The 22806-nt window shown below is 50.0% G+C and carries 21 protein-coding genes and 2 tRNA genes; 12 read left to right on the top strand and 11 right to left on the bottom strand.

Going from position 1 to position 22806, the window contains the following annotated elements:
- On the top strand, positions 1-528 hold a 528-nt coding region (locus FKW19_RS08255; RefSeq protein WP_150395943.1), incomplete at its 5' end, for a hypothetical protein.
- Between the two features lie 46 nt (positions 529-574).
- On the opposite strand, the gene FKW19_RS08260 is transcribed toward FKW19_RS08255, so the two are convergent.
- Positions 575-1039 carry a methylated-DNA--[protein]-cysteine S-methyltransferase gene (locus FKW19_RS08260; RefSeq protein WP_089179833.1) on the bottom strand — a complete coding sequence of 155 codons (465 nt, stop codon included), beginning with the start codon at positions 1037-1039 and terminating at the stop codon, positions 575-577.
- Positions 1040-1200: 161 nt separating this feature from the next.
- On the opposite strand from FKW19_RS08260, the gene mnmE reads away from it, so the two are divergent.
- The 9 genes from mnmE (at position 1201) to FKW19_RS08305 (ending at position 9167) form a co-directional block, all read left to right on the top strand.
- Positions 1201-2532, top strand: coding sequence for a tRNA uridine-5-carboxymethylaminomethyl(34) synthesis GTPase MnmE (mnmE, locus tag FKW19_RS08265; protein ID WP_089179832.1), 1332 nt, complete (start codon positions 1201-1203; stop codon positions 2530-2532).
- A gap of 21 nt (positions 2533-2553) precedes the next feature.
- Positions 2554-4434, top strand: a complete 1881-nt coding sequence (mnmG, locus tag FKW19_RS08270; protein ID WP_089179831.1) for a tRNA uridine-5-carboxymethylaminomethyl(34) synthesis enzyme MnmG — start codon at positions 2554-2556, stop codon at positions 4432-4434.
- Complete coding sequence (gene rsmG / locus FKW19_RS08275; RefSeq protein ID WP_006115702.1) at positions 4418-5014, top strand: 16S rRNA (guanine(527)-N(7))-methyltransferase RsmG; 597 nt, start codon at positions 4418-4420, stop codon at positions 5012-5014. Before mnmG ends, rsmG begins: the two co-directional genes overlap by 17 nt.
- A complete protein-coding gene (locus FKW19_RS08280; protein WP_006115701.1) occupies positions 5007-5804 on the top strand; it encodes a ParA family protein in 798 nt (265 codons plus the stop codon). The genes rsmG and FKW19_RS08280 overlap by 8 nt, the downstream gene beginning before the upstream one ends.
- On the top strand, positions 5801-6724 hold the full coding sequence (locus FKW19_RS08285; RefSeq protein WP_089179830.1) for a ParB/RepB/Spo0J family partition protein: 924 nt from the start codon (positions 5801-5803) through the stop codon (positions 6722-6724). The genes FKW19_RS08280 and FKW19_RS08285 overlap by 4 nt, the downstream gene beginning before the upstream one ends.
- A 69-nt stretch (positions 6725-6793) precedes the next feature.
- A tRNA-Lys gene (locus FKW19_RS08290) sits at positions 6794-6869 on the top strand.
- Positions 6870-7246: 377 nt separating this feature from the next.
- On the top strand, positions 7247-7942 hold the full coding sequence (locus FKW19_RS08295) for a glutathione S-transferase (RefSeq protein ID WP_089179829.1): 696 nt from the start codon (positions 7247-7249) through the stop codon (positions 7940-7942).
- Positions 7943-8148: 206 nt separating this feature from the next.
- Positions 8149-8703: a phosphate-starvation-inducible PsiE family protein gene (locus FKW19_RS08300; protein WP_006115687.1), complete on the top strand. Its 555-nt coding sequence runs from the start codon at positions 8149-8151 to the stop codon at positions 8701-8703.
- Positions 8704-8750: 47 nt separating this feature from the next.
- Positions 8751-9167: a DUF4186 domain-containing protein gene (locus FKW19_RS08305; RefSeq protein ID WP_089179828.1), complete on the top strand. Its 417-nt coding sequence runs from the start codon at positions 8751-8753 to the stop codon at positions 9165-9167.
- A 19-nt stretch (positions 9168-9186) separates the two neighbouring features.
- Here the strand turns inward: FKW19_RS08305 and ubiM are convergent, their stop codons facing one another.
- From ubiM to FKW19_RS08350, 9 genes are all read right to left on the bottom strand, one after another.
- Complete coding sequence (ubiM, locus tag FKW19_RS08310) at positions 9187-10371, bottom strand: 5-demethoxyubiquinol-8 5-hydroxylase UbiM (RefSeq protein ID WP_089179827.1); 1185 nt, start codon at positions 10369-10371, stop codon at positions 9187-9189.
- Positions 10368-10964, bottom strand: a complete 597-nt coding sequence (locus tag FKW19_RS08315; RefSeq protein WP_089179826.1) for a nitroreductase — start codon at positions 10962-10964, stop codon at positions 10368-10370. The genes ubiM and FKW19_RS08315 overlap by 4 nt, the downstream gene beginning before the upstream one ends.
- 33 nt (positions 10965-10997) lie before the next feature.
- On the bottom strand, positions 10998-11372 hold the full coding sequence (locus FKW19_RS08320) for a histidine triad nucleotide-binding protein (RefSeq protein WP_089179825.1): 375 nt from the start codon (positions 11370-11372) through the stop codon (positions 10998-11000).
- A 6-nt stretch (positions 11373-11378) separates the two neighbouring features.
- Positions 11379-11813 (bottom strand): phosphoribosyl-ATP diphosphatase, encoded by a 435-nt coding sequence (locus FKW19_RS08325; RefSeq protein ID WP_089179824.1) that lies wholly within the window; start codon positions 11811-11813, stop codon positions 11379-11381.
- Between the two features lie 8 nt (positions 11814-11821).
- Positions 11822-12598 (bottom strand): imidazole glycerol phosphate synthase subunit HisF, encoded by a 777-nt coding sequence (gene hisF / locus FKW19_RS08330; RefSeq protein ID WP_089179823.1) that lies wholly within the window; start codon positions 12596-12598, stop codon positions 11822-11824.
- Positions 12598-13923 (bottom strand): 1-(5-phosphoribosyl)-5-[(5-phosphoribosylamino)methylideneamino]imidazole-4-carboxamide isomerase, encoded by a 1326-nt coding sequence (gene hisA, locus FKW19_RS08335; RefSeq protein ID WP_089179822.1) that lies wholly within the window; start codon positions 13921-13923, stop codon positions 12598-12600. The genes hisF and hisA overlap by 1 nt, the downstream gene beginning before the upstream one ends.
- A complete protein-coding gene (hisH, locus tag FKW19_RS08340; RefSeq protein WP_063354791.1) occupies positions 13923-14579 on the bottom strand; it encodes an imidazole glycerol phosphate synthase subunit HisH in 657 nt (218 codons plus the stop codon). Before hisH ends, hisA begins: the two co-directional genes overlap by 1 nt.
- Before the next feature lie 154 nt (positions 14580-14733).
- Positions 14734-15330, bottom strand: coding sequence for an imidazoleglycerol-phosphate dehydratase HisB (hisB, locus tag FKW19_RS08345; protein WP_006115677.1), 597 nt, complete (start codon positions 15328-15330; stop codon positions 14734-14736).
- A 75-nt stretch (positions 15331-15405) separates the two neighbouring features.
- Positions 15406-17433 (bottom strand): NAD(+) synthase, encoded by a 2028-nt coding sequence (locus FKW19_RS08350; RefSeq protein ID WP_089179821.1) that lies wholly within the window; start codon positions 17431-17433, stop codon positions 15406-15408.
- 196 nt (positions 17434-17629) lie between these two features.
- On the opposite strand from FKW19_RS08350, the gene FKW19_RS08355 reads away from it, so the two are divergent.
- Positions 17630-17704, top strand: a tRNA-Gly gene (locus tag FKW19_RS08355).
- Between the two features lie 139 nt (positions 17705-17843).
- On the opposite strand, the gene FKW19_RS08360 is transcribed toward FKW19_RS08355, so the two are convergent.
- Positions 17844-21041 (bottom strand): glycosyltransferase, encoded by a 3198-nt coding sequence (locus FKW19_RS08360; RefSeq protein WP_089179820.1) that lies wholly within the window; start codon positions 21039-21041, stop codon positions 17844-17846.
- Between the two features lie 318 nt (positions 21042-21359).
- Here FKW19_RS08360 and FKW19_RS08365 point away from each other — a divergent pair, with 318 nt between their 5' ends.
- Positions 21360-22781, top strand: coding sequence for a hypothetical protein (locus tag FKW19_RS08365; protein WP_089179819.1), 1422 nt, complete (start codon positions 21360-21362; stop codon positions 22779-22781).
- Positions 22782-22806: the final 25 nt, after the last annotated feature.

Consider the following 22806-nt stretch of genomic DNA (forward strand, 5'->3'; position numbering starts at 1 on the left):
GGTCCTGGTGGTGGCGGTTTTGGTCATGGTGGCTTTGGTGGCCCAGGAGGAGGTTTTCCTCGTGGTGGATTCGGTGGCCCACGTGGAGGTCCGGGTGGCCCCGGTGGTTGGGGTGGCGGCCCGTGGCGTGGCGGCGGCTGGGGAGGGCGCCCGTGGGGCGGCGGTTGGTACGGTGGTTGGGGAGGTGGCCCGTGGGGCTGGGGGTATCCGTATTATGGTTGGGGCTATGGCGGCCCGTGGGGATACCCTTATTGGGGTGGTGGTTGGGGCTGGGGGGCTCCGTTTATGTTCGGTTCTGTGCTTGGCCTAGCGATAGGAAGTGCTGCGGCATCCGAGTATAATTCGGCGCCACAGCAGAGCATTTATGCCCCGCCATCCTATTATTATAATGGTGCGCAGCAGGGGGAGAGTGTGCCTTCTTATCCACCCCCCACAAGTTATGGAAATGATGCGGATTCATCGTCTGTTGTTAGATGTAGTGCCGGGAAATTTTTTAATACCCGCACAGAAAGCTGTGACAGAAAATAGGAAACAGAAGCTTATTCTGTAAGGCTAGAATCCGTATCAGAACAGTTTAGGTGTGGTATGGAAATTTGGCTCCTTCTAAGCGGAGAAGCCATGCTTTATCATCCACACCACCATCTCCAGAATATCCCCCTAAGCTAGAAGCCCCCACAACGCGGTGGCAGGGAATAAGAATAGGAATGGGGTTTCTCCCGACAGCTTGACCAACTGACTGAGGGCTACCGCCGATTTTTTTGGCGAGTTCTCCATATGTGGTTGTCTCGCCTAGAGGAATTTCCTGCAATGCTGCCCAAATTTTTTTCTGATAAGCTGTTCCATACGGATCTAGCTGAAACGGAAAAGCACCTACTGCCTGAGGATTATCAAACCAATTATCTAACCATTCACGCGCTTGGCAGAGCAGAGGGGTTTCGGTTTGATCTCGCCCCCATCCCCAATCCAAAGAGATAATTTTTCCTTCTTCCTCAGACAAAGTGATCGGGCCTAAAGGAGAGTGCAGCGAGAGTTGGGGCATAAAAAGATAACCTTACTTTTGTTTAAAATCTTGTGGTGTTGTGTGAGCAGAGTGTGTTCATCACGAGGGCAAGAGGGAGGCTATCATTTTTTAACCCTACGTTTGCATGAAAAACTGCATTAGAAGCAGCAAGAAGAAACAGGCATACGATAACGGGAAGGATGGCCGCGTTGGGGTATCAGGCTGAAGATACAATCTTTGCGCTTTCAACAGGAATAGAGCGTGCGGCAATTGCAGTTTTGCGTGTGAGTGGCGCAGGCAGCCGTAATATTCTTTTACAGCTTTGTGGCAAGGTGCCAGAAGCGCGTAAGGCGGTTCTTCGCAAAATTTGGAAAAACGCGTTTGCTCAGGATGACTTGCTAGATGAGGCACTGGTTCTCTGGTTTCCCGGGCCGCAGAGTTATACAGGGGAAGATGGGTTTGAACTGCATCTGCATGCAGGGCCAGCTATTATTCGTGCTGTTTCCGACGCTTTGGTTCAGCTAGGCGCGCGCCCAGCGGAGCCCGGTGAATTTACAAGACGAGCATTTGTAAATGGTCGTATGGATTTGGTTGAAGCCGAAGGTATTGCTGATCTGGTTGCCGCTGAAACCGATGGGCAGAGAAAGTTAGCTTTGGCGCAGGCAGATGGTGCATTAAGCCATTTATATTCCGGCTGGTCCGAGCGGTTAAAAAAGGTGCTCGCTTTTCAGGAAGCCCTTATAGATTTTCCAGATGAAGGTTTGCCGCCTGAAGTGGAAGAAGGCATCAATCAGGAAATTCAGAAACTTCAGTTTGAAATGCAACAGCATATAGCTGATGGAGAACATGGAGAGAGGATACGGCAAGGGGTGGTATTTGCCATTACTGGCCCACCAAATGCAGGCAAAAGCAGTTTGTTAAATTGGCTTACGGGACGGGATACCGCCATTGTATCTTCCAAGGCGGGGACAACGCGTGATGCTTTGGAGGTAGCCTGTATTCTTGCCGGGATAAAGGTGACATTTGTTGATACCGCAGGCTTGCGAGAAACAGATGATGAAATTGAAGCTGAAGGGGTACGCCGCGCATTGTTTCACGTGAAACAGGCTGACTGTGTGTTACAAATGTTCCCAGCGAATGAGCCGCCGGATGATGTTTTCCCCGATGCGGTTTTGATAGGGAACAAAGCTGATATCGGAGAAATTCCAAAAGTCATTCAAGGTAAGAATGTTCGTGCTATCAGTTTGAAAACAGGAGAAGGGCTGCCGGAACTCTACACTTTTCTGCAAAGAAAAGTTGAGGAACTAACGGCGGCATCTATATCAGGCGCACCGCTTCTTACACGTGCGCGGCACAAAGCTGGTGTGCAGGAGGCTTTACAATGCCTCCATGCTGCGTTGCAGCAGGACTGGCCAGAATTGCGCGGCGAAGAACTAAGGTTAGCTATGCGGGCATTGGGACGGTTAACCGGGCATGTTGGTGTAGAAGATCTGCTGGATACGATATTTGGCCAGTTTTGTATTGGAAAGTAAGGTGTGCAGGAAGGGCAAGCAATGAACAAGGCTTACGATGTTATTGTGGTAGGAGGCGGCCATGCTGGATGCGAGGCCGCTGCCGCTGCTGCGCGTTGTGGTGCCAAAACGCTTTTGTTGACGCACCATAAAAATACGGTTGGCGCCATGTCCTGTAACCCTGCCATAGGCGGTATAGGGAAGGGCCATCTGGTGCGTGAAATTGATGCGCTGGATGGTGTTATGGCACGGGCGGCAGATAGGGCCGGTATTCACTTTAAACTTCTTAATCGCTCCAAGGGGCCTGCTGTGCAGGGGCCACGGGCTCAGGCAGATCGTCTTTTATACCGTCAAGCTGTGCAGGATATTTTGGCGGACACAGCAGGGCTTGATATTGAAGAAGCCGCTGTAACAGATCTGATTTGTGATGATCAAAACCGCGTTGCTGGTGTTGCCTGTGAAGATGGCCGCCAATGGGCTGCTGGTGCTGTTGTTTTAACAACAGGTACGTTCCTAGATGGAGTTATTCATATTGGGCATAAAAGTCAGCCGGCGGGGCGGATTGGAGAACAACCTTCGGTTGCATTAGCATCGCGGTTAAAAAAACTGGGCTTGCGAATTGCGCGTTTGAAAACCGGAACGCCAGCACGCCTCAAGCGCGATACAATAGATTGGGCATCTCTTGCTGTTGATAGGGGGGATGTATCCCCCGAGCCGTTTAGCCGATTGACGGCGTCTATCACAAATCCGCAAATGGTGTGTGGCATAACGACAACAGTTCCAAAAACCCACGATATTATCAGGGAGCATTTGCATCTGTCTGCCGTGTATGGCGGAGCTATTTCAGGCCGTGGCCCCCGATATTGTCCTTCTATTGAAGATAAAGTTGTGCGGTTTTCAGAAAAAACAGGGCATCAGATTTTTCTAGAGCCTGAAGCACTTCCTAATCACGAAGGAGGAGATCTGGTTTACCCCAATGGTATTTCAACTAGCCTGCCAGCAGATGTGCAGGATGCCATGATCCACTCCATTCCAGGGTTGGAGAAGGCGGTTATTGCGCAATATGGTTACGCTGTAGAATACGATTACGTTGACCCGCGTGAACTAACGGTTTCTTTGGAACTTAAAAAGTGCCCTAATTTATTCTTGGCGGGCCAGATTAACGGCACCACAGGGTATGAAGAAGCCGGTGCTCAGGGGCTTCTTGCTGGGGTAAATGCGGCAAGAAGAGCAGGGGGGCAGCAGGCTGTTAGCCTTGATCGTGGCAAAGCCTATTTGGGTGTCATGATTGATGATTTAACCACGCAAGGGGTGAGTGAACCTTACCGTATGTTTACATCGCGTGCTGAATATCGTCTGACATTGCGGGCTGATAATGCAGATGTACGTTTAACTCCAATAGGGTTGGATTGGGGGTGTATCGGTGCAGAGAGGCGTGAAGTCTTTGCGAGAGATATGCGCGAGATAGAACAATTGACTCAAAAAGCAGAATTAGAAAGTTGGTCACCACAAGCACTTGCTCAGGTTGGTATTAAAGTAGCGCAGGATGGCCGCCGCAGAAATCTTTTGGAAGTTATCGGGCAGGCAGTTCCTGAAAATACTATAGAAGCCTTGGCACCTTGGGTGCAGGAGTATTCTGAACGTGCGCGTAGTTATGTAAGGACAGAGGCACGTTATAGCGGCTATCTGGTAAGGCAGAAGCGCGAGATTAAACAGCTTGAGGCAGAAACAGAAATTCGCTTCCCTCAAGATATGGATTTTAGAAAAATAGGTGGCCTGAGTGCAGAAATGCAGGAAAGGTTAGAGCAGGCACGCCCTGAAAGCTTTGGTGCTGCACAACGTATACCGGGCATAACACCTTCTGCCCTTATGGCTGTTCTGGCTTATCTCAAAAAAGGGCAGCATCATGCACAAGTGGCCTGAGGGTGTTCATGTTTCACGTGAAACAGAAGAAAGACTTTCCGCCTTTGTGAGCCTTCTGGAAAAGTGGAACCCTCGTATCAACCTTGTTTCTTCCAAGGATATTGAGAATGTCTGGAGCCGGCATGTTCTGGATAGTCTTCAACTTGTTCCTTTGATACAAGGCCAGAGCCGATTTATTGATATGGGCTCTGGGGGTGGATTCCCGGCTGTTGTGGTAGGGATTGCCACAGGAATACCTGGGGTATTGATTGAATCGGATCAAAGGAAGGCTGCTTTTTTGCGTGAAGCCGCGCGGCTTACCCAAACGGATTTGGAAGTTTTGCCATGCAGGCTTGAAAGTGTAAAAGTTCAGCCTGCGCCTGTAGTAACAGCGCGGGCCTTGGCCCCGTTGGTTAAACTTTTGGAGTGGGCGCACCCGCTGTTACAACCAAAAGGAAAAGCTGTTTTTCTTAAGGGGCAACAGGCTGTGCAGGAAATCCAAGAAGCGGAACAGGTTTGGCAAATGGATGTGCAAACATATCCAAGCCAGACAAGTTCTGATGGTATGATTCTGGAAGTGAGAAATTTTAATCGTGTCTAAGGTTAAGAAAAGCGGGAAAGCCTGCCACGTTTTTGCTGTTGCAAACCAGAAAGGGGGCGTAGGCAAAACCACTACCGCCATTAATCTGGCAGCATCTCTGGCGGCCGATGGCGCTAAAGTTGTGCTTCTGGATATGGATCCTCAGGGGAATGCTTCAACGGGTTTGGGAGTTGATTATGATTCCCGCAAAGGTGGCTCTTATGCGCTTCTAATGCATGAAAAAGTCGCAGATGATCTTTTACAGCCTACCGAGATTGAAAATCTTTCAGTTATCGCGGCCAATACAGAACTGGTTGGTGCTGAGATTGAATTGGTGGATGCTGAGCACCGAGAAACCAGATTACGCACGGCATTGGAACCTCTGCGCGAGACCGTGGATTTTGTGATTATAGATTGTCCCCCAAGCCTTGGGCTGCTGACGCTGAATTCTTTTGTGGCGGCAGATGGTGTGCTGGCTCCGCTACAGTGTGAGTTCTTTGCGTTGGAAGGCTTGGGGCATCTGGTAAAGACCATTGGGCGGGTGCAGAAAAACCTGAACCCAGAACTGAAAATGGCAGGCATTGTGCTGACCATGTATGACAGACGAAATAATTTGTCTGAGCTTGTGGCTGCGGATGCGCGAAGCTTCTTTGGTAAAGATGTGCTGGAAACGGTTATCCCACGTAATATTCGTATTTCAGAAGCCCAAAGCCATGGTCAGCCTGTTATGCTGTATGATTCCAGAGCCAGTGGAACAACCGCTTATCAGGCATTGGCAGCAGAAGTCATGAAGAGGGCATCGGTATCATGAGTGGTCAATCATCACGTAAATCTTCCGCTCGTCCTAAGCTTGGGCGTGGATTGGCTGCGTTGCTGGGTGATGTCGCTTCTGTAGATGAACCTGCATCTTCTGCTAATAAATCCGCCAGTAAGGCTGCGCCTACAGCAAGCTCATTACCGATTGAGGTTCTGGCGCCAGGGCCTTTTCAGCCACGTCAGGATATGGAGCCAGAAGCATTACAGGAACTGGCTGAATCTATCCGGGAGCGGGGTATTCTCCAGCCTATTCTGGTGCGGCCAGACCCTCATAAAACGGGGCATTATCAGATTATTGCGGGGGAACGTCGCTGGCGTGCTGCACAGTTGGCGCAGTGCCATGATGTGCCTGTGCATGTCAGGAATCTCTCAGAAGCAGATGCTATGGCAGCTGCTCTGGTTGAAAATCTCCAGCGAGCAGATCTGAACCCGGTTGAAGAAGCTGAAGGTTTTAGCCGACTGATGGAAGAATATAGCCTGACCCAGGATGAACTGGCAAAGGCTATAGGCAAATCTCGCCCCCATGTTGCCAATACGCTGCGTTTGTTGCGTTTGCCTGATGTGCTGCGGCAGGAGCTTAAAAAGGGCACCCTTTCTGCTGGGCATGCGCGTGCGTTGCTAGCGCATCCAGACCCCATACAGGCCGCAGCAGAGGTTATTTCCAAAGGGTTATCTGTACGGCAAACAGAGGCTTTGGTTCAGAAAGCCCTTGAGCAGGCAAAAAATACAAAAGTTGAAACCAAAGAACCTAAAGTGATGAAAGATCCCGAAATTTCTGCCTTAGAGCGGGATTTGGGCACGCGCTTAGGGCTGAAGGTGCACGTTCATTTTGATGGACGCAAAGGTGGCTCTTTGCAAATTCATTACAAAAGCCTGGATCAGTTGGATGCTGTGCTAGCTATGTTAAAAACCTGAATTTTCATACTTGTCTTAATGATTTAGAGGTGGTAAAAACTGCCTCACTTCAGCAGTTATATGCTGTAAGGGCGCATAGCTCAGTTGGTAGAGCAGCTGACTCTTAATCAGCGGGTCCAAGGTTCGAGCCCTTGTGCGCCCACCAATCTTTTCTAAAATTTTTGGTGGTCTTTAAGTGTAAGGCTGGCAAGCAATCCAGCCTTCCAGATTCAATCCGCAGTTATTTGAAACAGATAGTGCCATTGCTGGCAGGGCTGGAGGTTTTTAGCCTGTAGCGACTTGCGCGGTTTGTTCCTCTATTATCAAGAGCTTCCACGTGTTTTTATAGCAAAGGGAAAAGCAAGGAATGGATGTTGCCATTATTCTTGTTGTGCTCGGTTGGCACATGGGAACTAAAGTTCAAAAATTCTTCTTTTAGCTGATAAGCAGTTCTGCCCCGAGGCTTATACGCCATAACCAGTCTATCAGGACAGATAAGGCCGGGCGGGAGATTTATTTCAGTTAAAAGAAGGGCCGCATGTAATGATAACCGTGCATCATCTGGATAATTCCCGTTCACAACGGGTGCTGTGGCTGCTGGAAGAACTGGAACTTCCCTACGATATCCAGTTTTACAAACGCGATCCTAAAACCATGATGGCCCCCAAATCCCTGCAAGCCATTCATCCATTGGGCAAGGCTCCGGTCATAACAGATACGGATGGGAACGTAACGCTGGCAGAAAGCGGAGCGATTATCGAATACGTTATCAATAAATACGGTCATGGCCGACTGGCACCGGCGTGTGACACACCCGAATATATCCGCTTCATATACTGGCTTCATTATGCGGAAGGGTCTGCCATGCCACCACTTTTACTCAAATTGATATTCAGTATGCTGCCTAAACAGGCGCCTTTACCTTTCCGCCCGTTTGCTTTTCTGATTTCAAAAGGAGCGCAGGCACAGTTTATAAATCCGCAGCTCAAATTGCATATGGATTATTGGGAACACAGCCTGTCTGAAAATGAATGGTTTGCTGGGAATAACTTTACCGCAGCAGATATCCAGATGAGTTTTCCTCTGGAGGCGGCAACTGCACGTGCTGGAGCAACAGACAATCGGCCTCATGTAAGAGGTTTCTTGCATCGTATTCATAACCGTCCTGCTTATCAGCGCGCCCTACATCGTGGCGGCATATACACTTACGCTCATAATGCCAGCGAGTCTGTGCCCTGATATCGATCATTTATTTGACCACAACAGAAAGCGTATCTGGCTTATCATAGGATGAATGTGTTTTACCGAAGGGGGATTTCACGCTCCGCGCCTTATGGAAGCCTCTGGGATTAAGTTGAAAAAGGGAATAATCATCATAACTGAAACTTCTTCAGAATATTCTGATAGGAAGTGCAAATCCTTTTTTACCAAACGTATAGAGAAACATGAGCAGTCCAGATCATAATCAGATATCCCAAGATCCTTTTTCTCGTGAAGCATCGCGGTTGCGGAAAAGCTTTTTCGAGATGAATCTTTATGAAGGATTTGAACTTCTGATCATGCTGGTTCTTACTGGCCTGATCATGGTTATTACAACCATTGCAACATGGCACCTTACCAAGGAAGTTTGGTATCTGGTGATGTCATCGCAAATAGATGCTTCAAACATGCCAGCTTTTCAGGAAGTGTTTGGCAATATTTTTACGGTGATTATTGCTCTGGAGTTTAAAAGTTCGCTGCGTATCAGTTTGTCGCATAGTCGGGATGTGGTGCGTGTACGTACAATTGTGCTCATTGCGCTTCTGGCTGTTTCTCGTAAGTTTATTATTCTGGATCTGCACGAAGTAAGGCCTGCTGAGATGCTGGCGTTTTCTGCGGCTGTTTTGGCCTTGGGTGTTGTTTACTGGTTGATCCGTGAACAAGATATTCGTGTTGCAACTGGTAAGGGGGAGCTCATTGCACAGGCACCTGTTCCCCCTGTAAAAACAGATGAGCAATAGCCACATTGTTGTAATGTTGTATTTTGCTTTTCAGGAACACCATAACAGTGCAGCAGGGTGAGCTTTTTCCGCAGGAGCAAAGGCTTCCTGCGGTATCAGACGCTTTGTGGGGGCGGCTTGCAAGGTCATCTTTTCGGAGTAGGTTTCACTTAAACTGTCAGGATATGACATATCTGACAGACAAAGGTTTGCCTGTGGTGGCTGAGCATGGACGGGACTTTATTGCTCGGCGCCTTGCTCCAGCAAATCCGAAAAAAGATGGCAAACAAACTCCATGGAAGGGTCATCCTGTTTTTGTAGCGCAACATGCTACGGGCACGTGTTGTAGATCATGCTTGGAAAAATGGCATGGTTTCGTAAAACACCAGCCTCTTTCTCCAATACAGCAGAGCTATGTGCTTGCTGTTATTATGGGGTGGCTGGAACGTGAATTAGAACGTGAAAATAAAAAAGGCAGCCTCTAATTAGGCTGCCTTTTTACAATCAAGCCGTTGTTTTTTTATCCATCAGAAGCGTAGTGACTGCCTGTTTAAAGGGCGTAAACCTGTCTGCCAGCCGGATACACGCTTGCCTAATGGGTTTAAATGGCAACGCATCATGCGTGTAAAGGGAGGCTATGCCATTCGTGCCGGCAAATAGCAAAGCAGTTGCACGCCTATGTTGCCGTTCATACTGCTGCAAGGCGCGTGCATTCCCGGCATCTGCCTGAGCGTTAAAGGTTGCGCCAATGCATTGTGCCAGCGTTTCTTGCCCCTTCAACCCCAGGTTGAAACCGTGTGCTGTGATGGGATGCATCCCCACGGCGGCATCTCCAACCAAAGCTAAACGCCGACCTACAAAGCGATGCGCATATACACCCTTAAGTGGATAAGCATGGCGTGTGCTGACAAGGCGCATTTGTCCTAATCTAGCCCCAACACGTTGGGTAATTTCCGCATTGAATTCATCGCGCGGTGTTGCGAGCAGGCGCTGTATTTCGTTTGCAGGAAGCGTAAGAACCAAAGAGGACGCCATGCCATTCACTGGCAGCAAAGCTATCGTCTGTCCTTCATCAAACCATTGCAAGGCGATGTTGTGATGGGGAGATTCATGCGCCATGCGGCAAACCAGCATGGATTTGTGGAAATCATGCACAATAGTGCCAATACCTGCGCGCCTGCGCGTAGGAGAAAAGCGACCATCAGCTCCAACGACAAGGCGCGCCTTGATTTGTCCGCCTGAGTGATGGACGGCGGCATAATCTTGGCCTTGCCTTACTGTTTCTACGCTGGTGTGTGGCTGTAGGTGGATACGTTCTTTCTCGCTTGCTGCGGCAAAGAGGGCACGCCGAATGTGGTTGTTGGAAACGAGCCAGCCGAGAGCTTCTTCTCCGCGCCCATTTGTATCAAATGTAAGCGGATGGCGAAAACGTCCTGTTTCCACATGCGCTTCCCGTAAGGGGCAGATAACGCTTTGCGGGATATGATCCCATGCTTCGCATTCTTTAAGAATACGCATAGAATAATGCGTAAGGGCTATTTCCCGCCCATCAAAGGAAGGTTCTTCCCATACAGGGAGTGGAGAACGTTCTATTACGGTTACAGAAAGGCCGGCTTTTTCCAATGAAAGGGCTGTTGCCAACCCAACCGGACCACCACCAATAACAACGGCGTCTGTTATATGTGTCATGGTGTTTTTCCATCAGCTGCAAAATTTACCGGCTGACCTTGCCATGTAGCTGTAAACTCAGCCGGGTTTGGGCGCTTGGGTGTGGGAAGCGGTGTATCTGGCGTGCCGATAAACAAAAAACCTGCTAATTTATGGGGTGCAGGAAAGCCGAGTTCTTCAGCAAGAACAGGGTCATTCACAACATCACCAGAAACCCAAACTGCACCAAATCCTAATGCATGCAATGCATTCAGGATGTTCATGGCGCCTGCGGCTACAGTCATTTCCTGTTCCCATAAAGGAATTTTATGTCCTGGACGTAGGTGCATGCCCAAAACGAGTGTCATGGGAATTGTGGAAAATCTTTTAAGGCGCTTTTCTTTTTTAAATTCGGGTACGTCCGGGTCAAGTCGAACCATACTGGTAACAATACGCTCAGCCAGTAGCGAACGTGCATCATCTTTTACAATAACATAGCGCCATGGACGTAGCTTTCCGTGATCTGGAGCCCGCATAGCGGTAGCTAAAACCTCGGCCATTTGCGCTTCAGATGGTGCCGGAGCCTGAAGATGATCCGTTGATGCACGGGATAAAAGCATGTCCATGGGTGTCATAGGGATATGTCCGTCTGGATAAGAAACAAAAGATCAGGCCGGGAAGGCTGGCAATGCTTGTCCACCAAGAAGATGTATGTGGAAGTGAGGCACTTCCTGCCCACTATGGAGGCCCGCATTCGTAATCAACCTATAGCCGTTTTCTTCCAATCCAAGATCAAGCGCAATCTGGCCTGTAGCACGCATAACACCAGCAATTTCTTCTGCGGGTGCTGTTTGGCTGAAATCCATAAAGGAAACATAAGGGTTTTTGGGAATAATCAAAACATGAACAGGTGCCTTGGGCGCGATATCATAAAATGCCAGCACCCATTCGTTCTCAAAAATAGCCTTGCAGGGGATTTCACCGCGAAGGATTTTTGCAAAAACATTTTGCGGGTCATATGGCCCTCTACCTGTTACAGCCATTTCTGATTATTCCTTTACAGATTTTGTTGTTTTGGAACGTGCGGCTTTTTCTGCAATACCGCTTGTGCCTTCACGGCGCTGAAGTTCTGCCCAAACCTGATCTGGGGTAATGCCAGCATCTACCCACAAAACAATAAGATGGTAGAGTACATCAGCACTTTCACCAATTAACAGATCCTTACGCCCAGCTACGGCTTCAATCAGGCATTCTACAGCCTCTTCCCCAAACTTTTGGGCAATTTTGTAAGTACCGCGGGAAAGCAGGCGGGCTGAGTGGCTTACGGAAGGATCTGTACCTTTGCGGCTTTGCACAACATCGTAAAGGCGGTTCAGAACGGAAATATCTGCTTCTGAAATTTCTGGAAGAGAAAGAACCTCTTTATTCTTCTTGGATTTTGTGTCTGTTTTTGCTTCTGTTTTAGAAGGTGTTTTTTTTGTCATGATACGGGTTAACCTGCAAAAGGGGCGGGGGAAGGACGAACCGGCAAGCCTGCTTCTGACAATGCGGCTTTAACCTGGGGAATAGTGAACTGGCCAAAATGGAAAACACTTGCTGCCAGAAGGCCTGTTGCTCCGGCTTTGGCGCCTTCTACAAAGTGTTCCAGCTTACCCACACCGCCAGATGCAACAATGGGAAGCCTTACGGCCTGTGTTGTAGCTTTAAGAAGTTCCAGATCGAAGCCTGTTCCTGTACCATCCCGATCCATGGAGGTGAGTAGGATTTCCCCAGCGCCACGTTCTGCAACCTCACGGCACCAGTCTATGGCATCTCGCCCGGTAGAAGTGCGGCCACCGTGGGTAAACACTTCCCATTTTCCCGGTGCTGTCTGGCGGGCATCTATGGCAACAACAACGCATTGGCTACCAAATTTGTTGGCCGCTTCATTGACCAGTTCAGGACGGTTGACCGCGGCGGAGTTCATGGCGCATTTGTCTGCGCCTGCCAGCAGAAGGCGGCGCATGTCATCCGTTGTGCGTACCCCCCCTCCGACTGTGAGGGGAAGAAAGATTTTTTCGGCTGTTTTGCTAACAACTTCTAGAATCGTATCACGGTTTTCATGGCTGGCGGTGATATCCAGAAAGGTCAGTTCATCAGCCCCAGCGGCATCGTAAACAGCGGCCTGTTCAACAGGGTCTCCCGCATCGCGCAGGGAAACGAAGTTAACGCCTTTGACCACTCTGCCGTTTTTAACATCCAGGCATGGAATAACGCGTAGTTTCAGCATCAGCTTAATACCTTCAGGGCTTCTGCTGGGGTTACGCGGCCATCATACAACGCGCGGCCCACAATCACGCCTTCAATGCCCGGAGCGTCCTGCGTGGCTTCCCGCAGAGCAATCAGGTGCTCAATGCTGCCAACGCCACCGCTGGCAATAATGGGAATGGAAACCGTATTGGCCAATGTAACGGTCTGTTCCACATCCAGTCCCTCCAGCATGCCATCACGGCTGATTTCCGTGAAGATGATGGATGCAACGCCAGCTTCCTGCATACGGAGGGCCAATTCAGTTGCCTGCATGTCAGAAACTTCGGCCCAGCCTTCGGTTGCAACGCGGCCAGATCGGGCATCAATGCCCGCAACAATGCGGCCAGGGAAAGCACGGCAGGCTTCACGCACAAGGGCGGGGTTTTTTACGGCAACAGAGCCCAAAATAACGCGGCTGATACCGGCTTCCAACCATGCTTCAATAGCCTTCATGTCTCGCAGGCCACCACCAAGCTGGACGGGAATATCTGTTGATTCCACAATGGAGCGTACGGCATCTGCGTTTTCAGATTGTCCAGCAAAGGCACCGTTCAGATCCACAACATGCAGCCATTTAAAGCCTGCGGCCTCCCATGCAAGTGCCTGTGCACCGGGGTTGTCTGAATACACAGTGGCATCATCCATTTCCCCACGGCGTAAGCGCACGCAGGCTCCATCCTTGAGATCAATGGCTGGGTAAAGGGTAAGGGGGTGCATGGAGGGTGCTGTTGTCATGGTTTCAGGCCGCGTTTGCTGAAAGGAAGAAGAAAGGGGGAGATGGTCTGTATCTAATGATTTGGTGAAGTACAGACCGCGCTGGTAGGTGTCGCCCAAACGGGTATAGAGGGGGTGTGTGCCCCAATGCAGAAAACCTGCCTTACGGAAGAGGGCAATGGCGCCATCCTGTGTTTCAGGCACTTCGGTATTCATAATCCGAAAGCCCATGCTGCGGGCTGCATTTTCCACTTCGTGCAACAAGGCTGTGCCGAGGCCCTGACGCTGCGCGTATGGCGCAATAAACAAATGTGCCAGAGTAACGCACATGGCTTGCAGCTCATTATTACGGGCGCTGCGTACAAGCTGTGCACATCCTACAATCACGCCGTTATGCCGAATAACAAACAGCATACGTTCTGGCACAAGCAGCAGGCCTTTGAAGTAGCGCTCCAGCACCTGCCGCCCTTGTGGCTGAAGCCAGCCAAAGCCGCCACCATCCAGAATGGAAGCATCTACGGCTTCACATAAGGCCTGAAGGTCATCTTCTTCTAGGTTCAGAATGCGTTGAACGCGTTTGTTCCGGGTCATTATACGGGAGCTTTCGGATCCCACCTCAGAAAATTGGCGAGAATCTTGAGGCCAACTGTCTGGCTTTTTTCAACATGGAACTGTGTACCCGCAACATTCCCCTTGCACACTATGGCAGGCACGTTGCCACCATAATCTGTGGTGGCAAGCAGAACATCTGCCGCAGTATTTTGGAGTGCGTAGGAATGCACAAAGTATCCATGCGGCGCCTTACCCAAGCCTTGGGTAAGAGGGTGTTGTGTATGAAGCTCCAGCTCGTTCCAGCCCATTTGGGGAAGGCGCAGGCCAGTGGCTTCCATGAGGGTAATTTCCCCCGGAATCCATCCAAACCCTTCTGTTACACCATGTTCCCGCCCGCGTTCAGCCATAAGCTGCATACCAACGCAAATACCTAAAAAGGGTGTACCATTGGCCGTGGCGTTCAGAATAGAATCTTTCAGGCCGGGGATGGCTTCCAGCCCACGGGCGCAATCTGCAAATGCGCCTTGCCCGGGTAGGATGATACGGTCTGCTTGCAGGACAGCCGCGGGTTCGTTGGTGATAACAACATCGGCTGCAATTCCCGAAAGCTCAGCAGCCCGAAGGGCTGCACGGGCAGCGGACGCCAGATTGCCGCCTTCATAATCAACAACGGCGATGGAAAGAGGCTGGGTCATGGAACCCTCTTGTTGCTGGTGACCCTGTCTGATTTCTGCTGACCAATATAATAAGGTGCATGCAGCCCAGACAGGTTTGCGTTTTTCTCGGTTGTGCCCAGCGCTGCAAAACAGGTGTATCGGGCAGGGCTGGGTTATTAACCCGTATAAAAAATTATAGCACGCCTTTGGTGGAAGGAATGCTGCCTTGCGCCCGTGGGTCTGGTTCCACAGCCATACGCAGTGCACGTGCAAGTGCCTTGAACGCGGCCTCGGCAATATGGTGGCAATTTTTACCAGCTTTTTCTGTCAGGTGCAGTGTGAGCATGGCGGACATGGCAAAGGCTCGGAAAAATTCTTCCACCAGTTCGGTGTCCAGATCCCCAATGCGGTCACGCGTAAACGTGGCATCAAATGCCAGAAAGGGCCGACCGGAAAGGTCAACTACAGCTTCGCACAAAGCTTCATCCAACGGTACAAGGGCATGGCCAAAACGGCGCACGCCACGCTTGTCCCCCAAAGCTTGTTTTAGGGCCATGCCAATGGCAATGCCTGTATCTTCAACGCTATGATGACCATCAATATAGAGGTCACCTTTTACGGTTACTTTCAGATCGAACAGGGCATGTTTGGCTAATGCCGTGAGCATATGATCGAAAAAACCGAGTCCGGTCTGAATATCGGCCTGCCCGGATCCATCCAGATCAAGGGTGATGGCGATATCGGTTTCGCTTGTAACGCGATGGATGGTGGCTTGGCGCGATGCTTTCATAATAGAAAACAGTATAGCCCAAGATGGGGCATAATACCATGAGGGCAGCAGTGGGCTAAACCCCTCTTTTGTGGTTCAGGCTTCGGGCACATTGTGTTTTAGATCATCCAGCCAGAGGCGGGCGTTGCCATCGGAGGGTGCGCGCCAGTCTCCTCGGGGGGAAAGGCTGCCGCCGGGCATAACTTTGGGGCCATTTGGCATGGCAGAACGTTTGAACTGGCTGGTTGCAAAAAAGCGGCGCACAAATATTTCTAACCAGTGGCGAATGGTAGGAAGATCATAAGCTTTTTGCTCGGATGCGGGAAAACCCGGAGGCCATTGGCCTGTTGAGGCATCCTGCCAAGCCTGTTCCGCTAGAAAGGCCACGCGGGACGGCCTGAAACCGTAGCGCAGAATATAAAACAGTGCGAAATCATGCAGAGCATAAGGGCCTATGATGCTTTCCGTGCTTTGAGGGCCATCTTTACCGACAGGAATAAGCTCGGGAGAAATTTCTGTAGCCAGAACGTCTGTCAGCACCTTGCCAACAGCAGGAGCAAAATGGCCCGAAGCAATGCACCAGCGGATAAGGTGCTGGATAAGGGTTTTAGGAAGACCCGCATTCACATTGTAATGCGCCATTTGGTCGCCCACACCATAGGTGCACCACCCTAATGCTAGCTCGGAAAGGTCTCCTGTGCCGATGACAATGCCATGATGTTGGTTGGCCAGCCTGAACAGGAAATCTGTGCGTAGGCCAGCCTGAACGTTCTCAAAAGTAATGTCATGCACGGGTTGCCCATCTGCATAAGGGTGCCGAATGGTGCGTAGCAGTAGCTCCGCAGCCGGGCGGATATCCAGCGTTTCGTGCGTGATATTCAACTGGCTCATCAGTGCGTTGGCACTGGCAAGGGTTTTGTCCGTTGTGCCAAAGCCGGGCATTGTATAACCCCGCACAGCACTGCGTGGCCAACCCAGTTCATCCGCTGCACGCACGGCCACCAGTAGGGCGTGCGTAGAATCCAAGCCACCGGAAATACCGATCACCATTGTTTTAACGCCACTTGTTTTAAGGCGCTGCTTGAGTGCGGATACCTGAATGGTAAAGGCCTCAAAACAATCTTGTGCCAAGCGTTCTGGAGCGGCAGGTACAAAAGGAAAGCGGGCAAGGGGGCGTTTGAGCCCAAGGTTTGCAGAAGGAGGCGTGAGGGTGAAGCTAATGTGCCGCCATGTATCTGCTTGGCGCGCTGCATCAACAAAGCTTCCCATACGCAGGCGTTCTTGCCGCAAAAGCGTAAGATCCACATCGGCAATTACAGCGGTTGCGCCGGAGGGAAAGCGCTCGCTGTCTGCCAGCAGGATGCCATTTTCAAAAATAGCGGTTTGGCCATCCCACGCCAGATCTGTGGTGGATTCACCTTCTCCGGCTGCCGCATAAAGGTAAGCGACAATATTGCGGGCAGAGAGGGATTGGCAGAGCATGTTCCGGGTTTCTGCCTTGCCAACCGTAATGTCACTTGCTGAAAGGTTGGCGATAATTGTAGCGCCAGCCAGTGCAGCGTGTGCCGAGGGTGGGATAGGTACCCACATATCCTCACAAATTTCTACGCTGAGGCTGAATGAGGGCACATCCTGCGCTTCAAACAGTAGATCCACGCCAAATGGTACGGTGTGCCCATTGATCTTGATTGTCTGCCCGCGAATATCTGCGCCGGAGCGGAAATGGCGTGCCTCATAGAACTCTCGATAATTTGGGATGTAGCTTTTAGGAACCACACCCAGAATTTTGCCGGAGTGAATAATGACAGCGCAGTTATAAAGAGCGTTCTTCCATAACAACGGTGCGCCTACTACCAGCACAGGGCACAACGTGGCAGATGCCTGAGCCAAGGAGAGAAGGGTTGTTCTGGTTTCTGCCAGAAGCGTTTCCTGCTGTAGCAAGTCTTCCAGTGTATATCCGCACAGCCCAAGTTCAGGGAACACACATAAAACTGTACCATCTGCGGCACATGCTTTGGCAGATTCTAGGATACGCTGCGCGTTTATGGCTGGATTTGCCAGTGCTACGGGCAAGGTGCAGGCAGCTACGCGGACGAACCCTTGATGATAAAGGGATCGGAACATGGAAGCAGACACGGTTTTCCTTCCTTGCTGCGTAAAGGCATTTGAGCATCAGTATCAGCACAGGCTGAAAAGCGCCAACAGCCCTTTCCAACACAAGTAGGAAAGGGCTGGAGAAAGAAAATGCAATTTCAGGCATTTTTTTTCATTTTCCCTCTTGCCTATCTGAATGATCATCCGTAAAAGGAGGCCATCCAATGCGGGCGTAGCTCAGGGGTAGAGCACAACCTTGCCAAGGTTGGGGTCGTGGGTTCGAATCCCATCGCCCGCTCCAGATTTTCCTAAAAAATCAGAGCGGTTTACAGAATTCCAGAAATGGGGTTCTGTTTTTTGTGCGCGTTTCACGGTGTCGAAATACCAAGCCGCACAAACAGTATGTCTGTTTGCGGGCTTAGCGTTTTTATCGGTCATTTTTAGCTTGTTGTGACTTCACGCTGTTTGGCGCTTTTTTGCACCAATCTGATCCACGGGTGGCGTTCTTCTATCAGTGAGACTACGCGCTGTTTATGTGCCATTTTTTCCGTCACATTGTTGGTCATGGATGTTTGGTGTACACGATATTCAGCCAGCACTTCCGGTACATGGGTGCCGCGCAAACCGTATTCGGCCATGGTGCACCAAAGGTCGTAATCCTCCCACCCCATTGCGTCACGGCTTACATAGTACCCACCGGCGGCGGCCCATGCCCATTTGGCTACCAGAGCCATGGCATCAATATAATTGCCTGCCACCAGTTGCATGGGGCGGAAAGGTTCATGGCCTAACGTTGGATGTTGGGCGGGATTTCCAAACTGTTGGATAATTGGGTAGGCGTAAGCTGTTAATTCATCTGTCGCACTTAAAAGTGTTTCACATGCATGTGGTAAAAGCCGGTTATCTGCATCCAATGGCAGGAAGAATGGGGTTTCAGCATAGGCAACACCACAGTTACGCGCGCCACCCAACCCTGCATTGGAATTGGTTTGAAGTAAAATAAGGCGATTAAAGCGCGCCGTCTGTTTTTCCATCCAGCTTTTGATCTGGTTGAGTGATCCATCTGTAGAACCATCATCAACAACAACAAGATCAAGGGTTGGAATGGTTTGCAGCCGAACGGATTCTAATGCCTCAAGAATGAAGTTTTCGTAGTTATAAGATGTAATAATAACGGTAACGTTTGCTTCTTGCAGGGCATCATGCAGGAACATTACGCTGCAATCAGGAATATCCGGTAGATTGCGTGCCAGATAATGGCCGCGTGCAATTTGTATTTCAGCGGTTTGGGCTGCCTGTTTTTCTCCTTTCAGGCTTTCCATAATCGTACCTAAAAGAATGGCTTGGCGTTGTGGGCCAAAGTGCCACAAGGCAGCATGATACGCATTTCGTGCCATGCGGTGGCGCAAATCCGGATTTTCAATAAGTGTGCGTAACGCGGTTTCCCACTCTTCAGGTGTGGTGGCAAACAACCCGGTGCGGCCGTTTTGCACGCATTGGCGAAAGGGTGCCGTTGGAGAAACAATGGAAGGCACGCCAGCTAAAGCGGCCTCAAAAAATTTCAATTCACTTTTGGCGTTACAGAATGGATTCTGTGTTTCCAGTGGTGCAATTGAAATATCAAAACGGGCCAGTTCAGAAGGAAGGGCAGGCAAGGTGCACATGTCTCGCCATTCTATCTGATCACGCACGGGTTCAAATTCAGGAAACTCGTTCATGAGCAGAACTGGGCGATGATTCCCTGTTTCGCGGAATAGTACAAGCCGAAGATTGGGTTTTTCGTGCAACAAGCGGGCGAGAACACTACTCACCTGAGCAAAGTCTTTTTGGTGTGTGCGGGAGCCTGTTGCATAGCCAATACGAATAATCTGTTCATCCGGGTTAAGCTGGCGCATACGATACGCTTTGCGGCTTAAGGCCAGACATTCTGTATTATATATATTAGGTACAGTATAAGTAACGGGCTGATAAACCCGCATAGCATCCGCTAAAGCATCGGTTGGGGCAAACCCGATATCTGTGCGTAAAAGGGTGCGCTGCATATCAGTAAAGACTGTTTCAATACGTTCTTCTGTGGCGCCAATGCTGCGTATGCCATCAATAATATCCATACGTGCAAGGGCAGGAATGAACGTGAGATCATCTGTATCAAAAATAACCGGCATGTTTTGTTCCCGCGCCAGCCGTAGCATAATGTCTACATGGCCACTGAATTCAACACGCCATAAAATCATGACATCCGCCCAGTTGATATCATCGGGGCCAACGTCTGCGCAGCGCTTCCACTGAGCGGGAAAACCAGCAAGAGAACAGGCAGCCGCATTGCGGATGCAACGGTAATTTACACCCGGGGAATCTGGCTCACCCGCAACAAAAAAAACGTTGAATCCGGAAGGTTGTGAAGGTTGTTCAATAATGGAAATTGAAGCGGCTTCTGGAACTTCAGGAAAAGTAAGTGGCGCGGCTGAGCTGTGTTCCAGCAAAAGTGGAGGCGGAGCCGGAGGGAGTTGCGGAGGGGATTCTACTAGGGGTGGTTGAGGTAGGTCTGGCACGTAGGGAACAACAACACCTTTTACCAAAGCGCGAGCAATAGAACGGATAACGCCGGAAGGTGTTGAAAGATACGTTTTGAGAGCATCTTGCGCTTCGGTTCGGTCAAGAACTTCCTGCGCGAATCTGCCCCATAGATCATGAATGTGCTGGGAGTAAGCAGAATACGTTTGTTTCAAGGAGTCTATATATGCAGACAGGGTGAGTATGTGGTTGTTAAGGGTTTTTGTTTGTTGCTGATAACAAAACTCTCTCTGTTTTACTGTGCTGATAAAGCCAGTTAAGCGGTCTGTAATTTCCTGTTTTTCTTGAATAAGAGCTTGTTCGTTTTTCTGGGTTTGTTGAAGGGTTTTTTGTAGCGAGTCGATTTTCTGTGCGCTTTGGTCGCTCTCGTGGTGCGTCAGCATTTGCTGGGAAAAAACATGACTGCGCGTTTGTACCAGATCCTGTTTGAGCGTATTTATCTGGGCATGAGCAGCAGTGAGGAGCGCCTTGTTAAACCAGAATTCTCCGGCAAAAGCGAAGCGTTCACGCAGTAGGCTCTTGGTGGTTTTTTCTGTGTCCGAAAGGCGGGAATCCGGTGTGAGTAGGGGAAACAGGCAGGCAACCTCTGTTGCTGCTAGAATGCCTAATCCTGTTCCTTGAGGGAACATAAAGGCAGGAAAAAGAGCAGAAAGATGTTCCCATGCTTCTGCACGCCGCGAGTCTTTTATCCCTTCTAATAGAAGGAGCGTGCCTTCTGGGGCAGTATTTAGAAGATGCTGAATGGATTCTGCCGACTGCCACATTCTGGCAGCTATATAAATAACCTGATTGTTATGAGTGATTGAAGATGGAAGTTCTGCCTGAAATGTAAGTTGGAAAGATGAGGGATGAATATTAAAGTGAAAGCTCAGTGTCTCCTTAATGGAAAGGCTGCTTCCAACCAGTAATAACCCGCTAAAAAATGCTTCCTTAAGAATCCATGATAGGAAAGGTATGTTTTCACATCCAAATGTACTATTTTGTATGAGTATAGTTGGGGTGAAAAGCGGAGAGTCTTCCAATGATGAAAGAGATTCTGCGAGGGAGGAAGGCACTACAGGCATGTGTCCGGCACGAGTCCAGTTGCGGTGATGAAAAATAACAAACAACACTAGAGGGTTATTCTATACAACTATCAGGAAAATTATAAATATTTACCATTATAGATTGGGTATTTTTTATTTCATCAAAGAGAGAAATTTCTTACAGTGCTAACGGCTGGCAACGCTGTGCAATGTTGGCCGTTAGCGAAGTAATAACGCTATAATCTGCTTGCGTTTCGTGCAGTATTTTGCGAAGCAGGAAAGGATAGCGTTAGATTGCCGTAGGCGGGTTGGAATTTCTGGCTGGCGCGGCAAAATGTAAAGAAAAAGGACGGATACATGCCGATTATCACGGTTGTCGGTGCGTCCGGTAATGTTCAGGTTACCGTAGACGGCGCACAGAATTCGGCCCTGTACAACCAGGCCACTGACCTGTCGAACCAGTTGAATTCAGTCATCAGCACTCTTGATGCACAGAATCTTTCTGCTGGGGATACAACCTTTAGCGATAGCAATAAGGCAGGCTACGGGGTTATTACCTCAGCTGGTTCTTACCGCGTTGCTGGTAATGTTGATTACCTGAGCATCGGTTCCGATGCCAACAGCCAGCCGGGTACGGCTCTTGATGGCTGGGTGAACGTTAATGCATACGGTGGCACTGCCTCCAGCATGACCGTTCTTGGCGGCACCAACACAGGTATTGCTTTCCGTGCAGGTGATCAGAGCGGCCAGTTCCTGGCTGGGTCTGGTGATAACCTGTTCGAAGGCAACAGCCTGTCCACCGCAGGTAACTGGAACATCATGGCCGGTAACGGTGATGACACAGTGAACAGTGGTGCAGGTAACAACACCATCTCTGCAGGTCAGGGCCACAACACCATCGATCTGGGCTCGGGCATGAACTATGTTCATTCCGATGGTCAGGACACCATTACAGCAACCGCTGGTCGTCAGAGCGTTACCCTGTCTGGCAGCAGCTCTACGGTTCAGCTGTCTGATAACTCTCTGGTTGTGGATGCCAATGGTAGCCAGCAGATCACGGTTGGTGGTGCTTCCACCGTTACCGGTGGTTCTCTGGATTACATCAACTTCTCCGGTGCTACAGGCACTGTTGAAGGTGGCCAGAACAGCACGATTTCCGCTGCTCATGGCAACCTGCAGACCGAAAACACCGATTCTGCACTGATCAACGTTTCCGACAATCTTACCTTCATTGGCGGCACGGGCGAAACCACCATTACGGCTGGTCACGCTACGATCTTCGGTTCCAACGGTCTGGATATCCATGTTGCTGCAAGCCAGCAGGGCTTTATCGATGGTTCTGGCGCGAATAACCTGTTCGTTGCAAACGATGGTAACGAAACGCTGGATGGTGCGTCTTCTGCATTCGGGTTCCAGGCATTCGGTAACAACGCAGGCACAACAGGCACCCAGACTTTCATCGGTGGCACTGCTTCCGATACGCTGGTTGCCGGTGTAGGCGATGCCACCCTGGAAGGTGGTAGTGGTGCAGCTAACGTGTTCGGTTTCCGTAACAGTGTTGCTGGCGCAGATTACACCATTCAGGACTTTGGTAGCGCTGCTAACAACTCTGTTCTGCTGGTTGACTACGACTACACCAAGGCTTCTTTCCAGACAGACGTTCTGGATAAAGCAACACACAACGGTAACAACACCACAATTACTCTGTCTGACCACAGCCAGATTACATTTGTGAACGTTGATACCCTGAACGAAAACCAGTTTTCTGGTCTGAAGTAAGTCTTTAGAACAGGTTTACGTTCTT

The organism is Acetobacter sp. DmW_125128, from assembly GCF_008704325.1.
GTDB classification, from domain to species: domain Bacteria; phylum Pseudomonadota; class Alphaproteobacteria; order Acetobacterales; family Acetobacteraceae; genus Acetobacter; species Acetobacter oryzifermentans.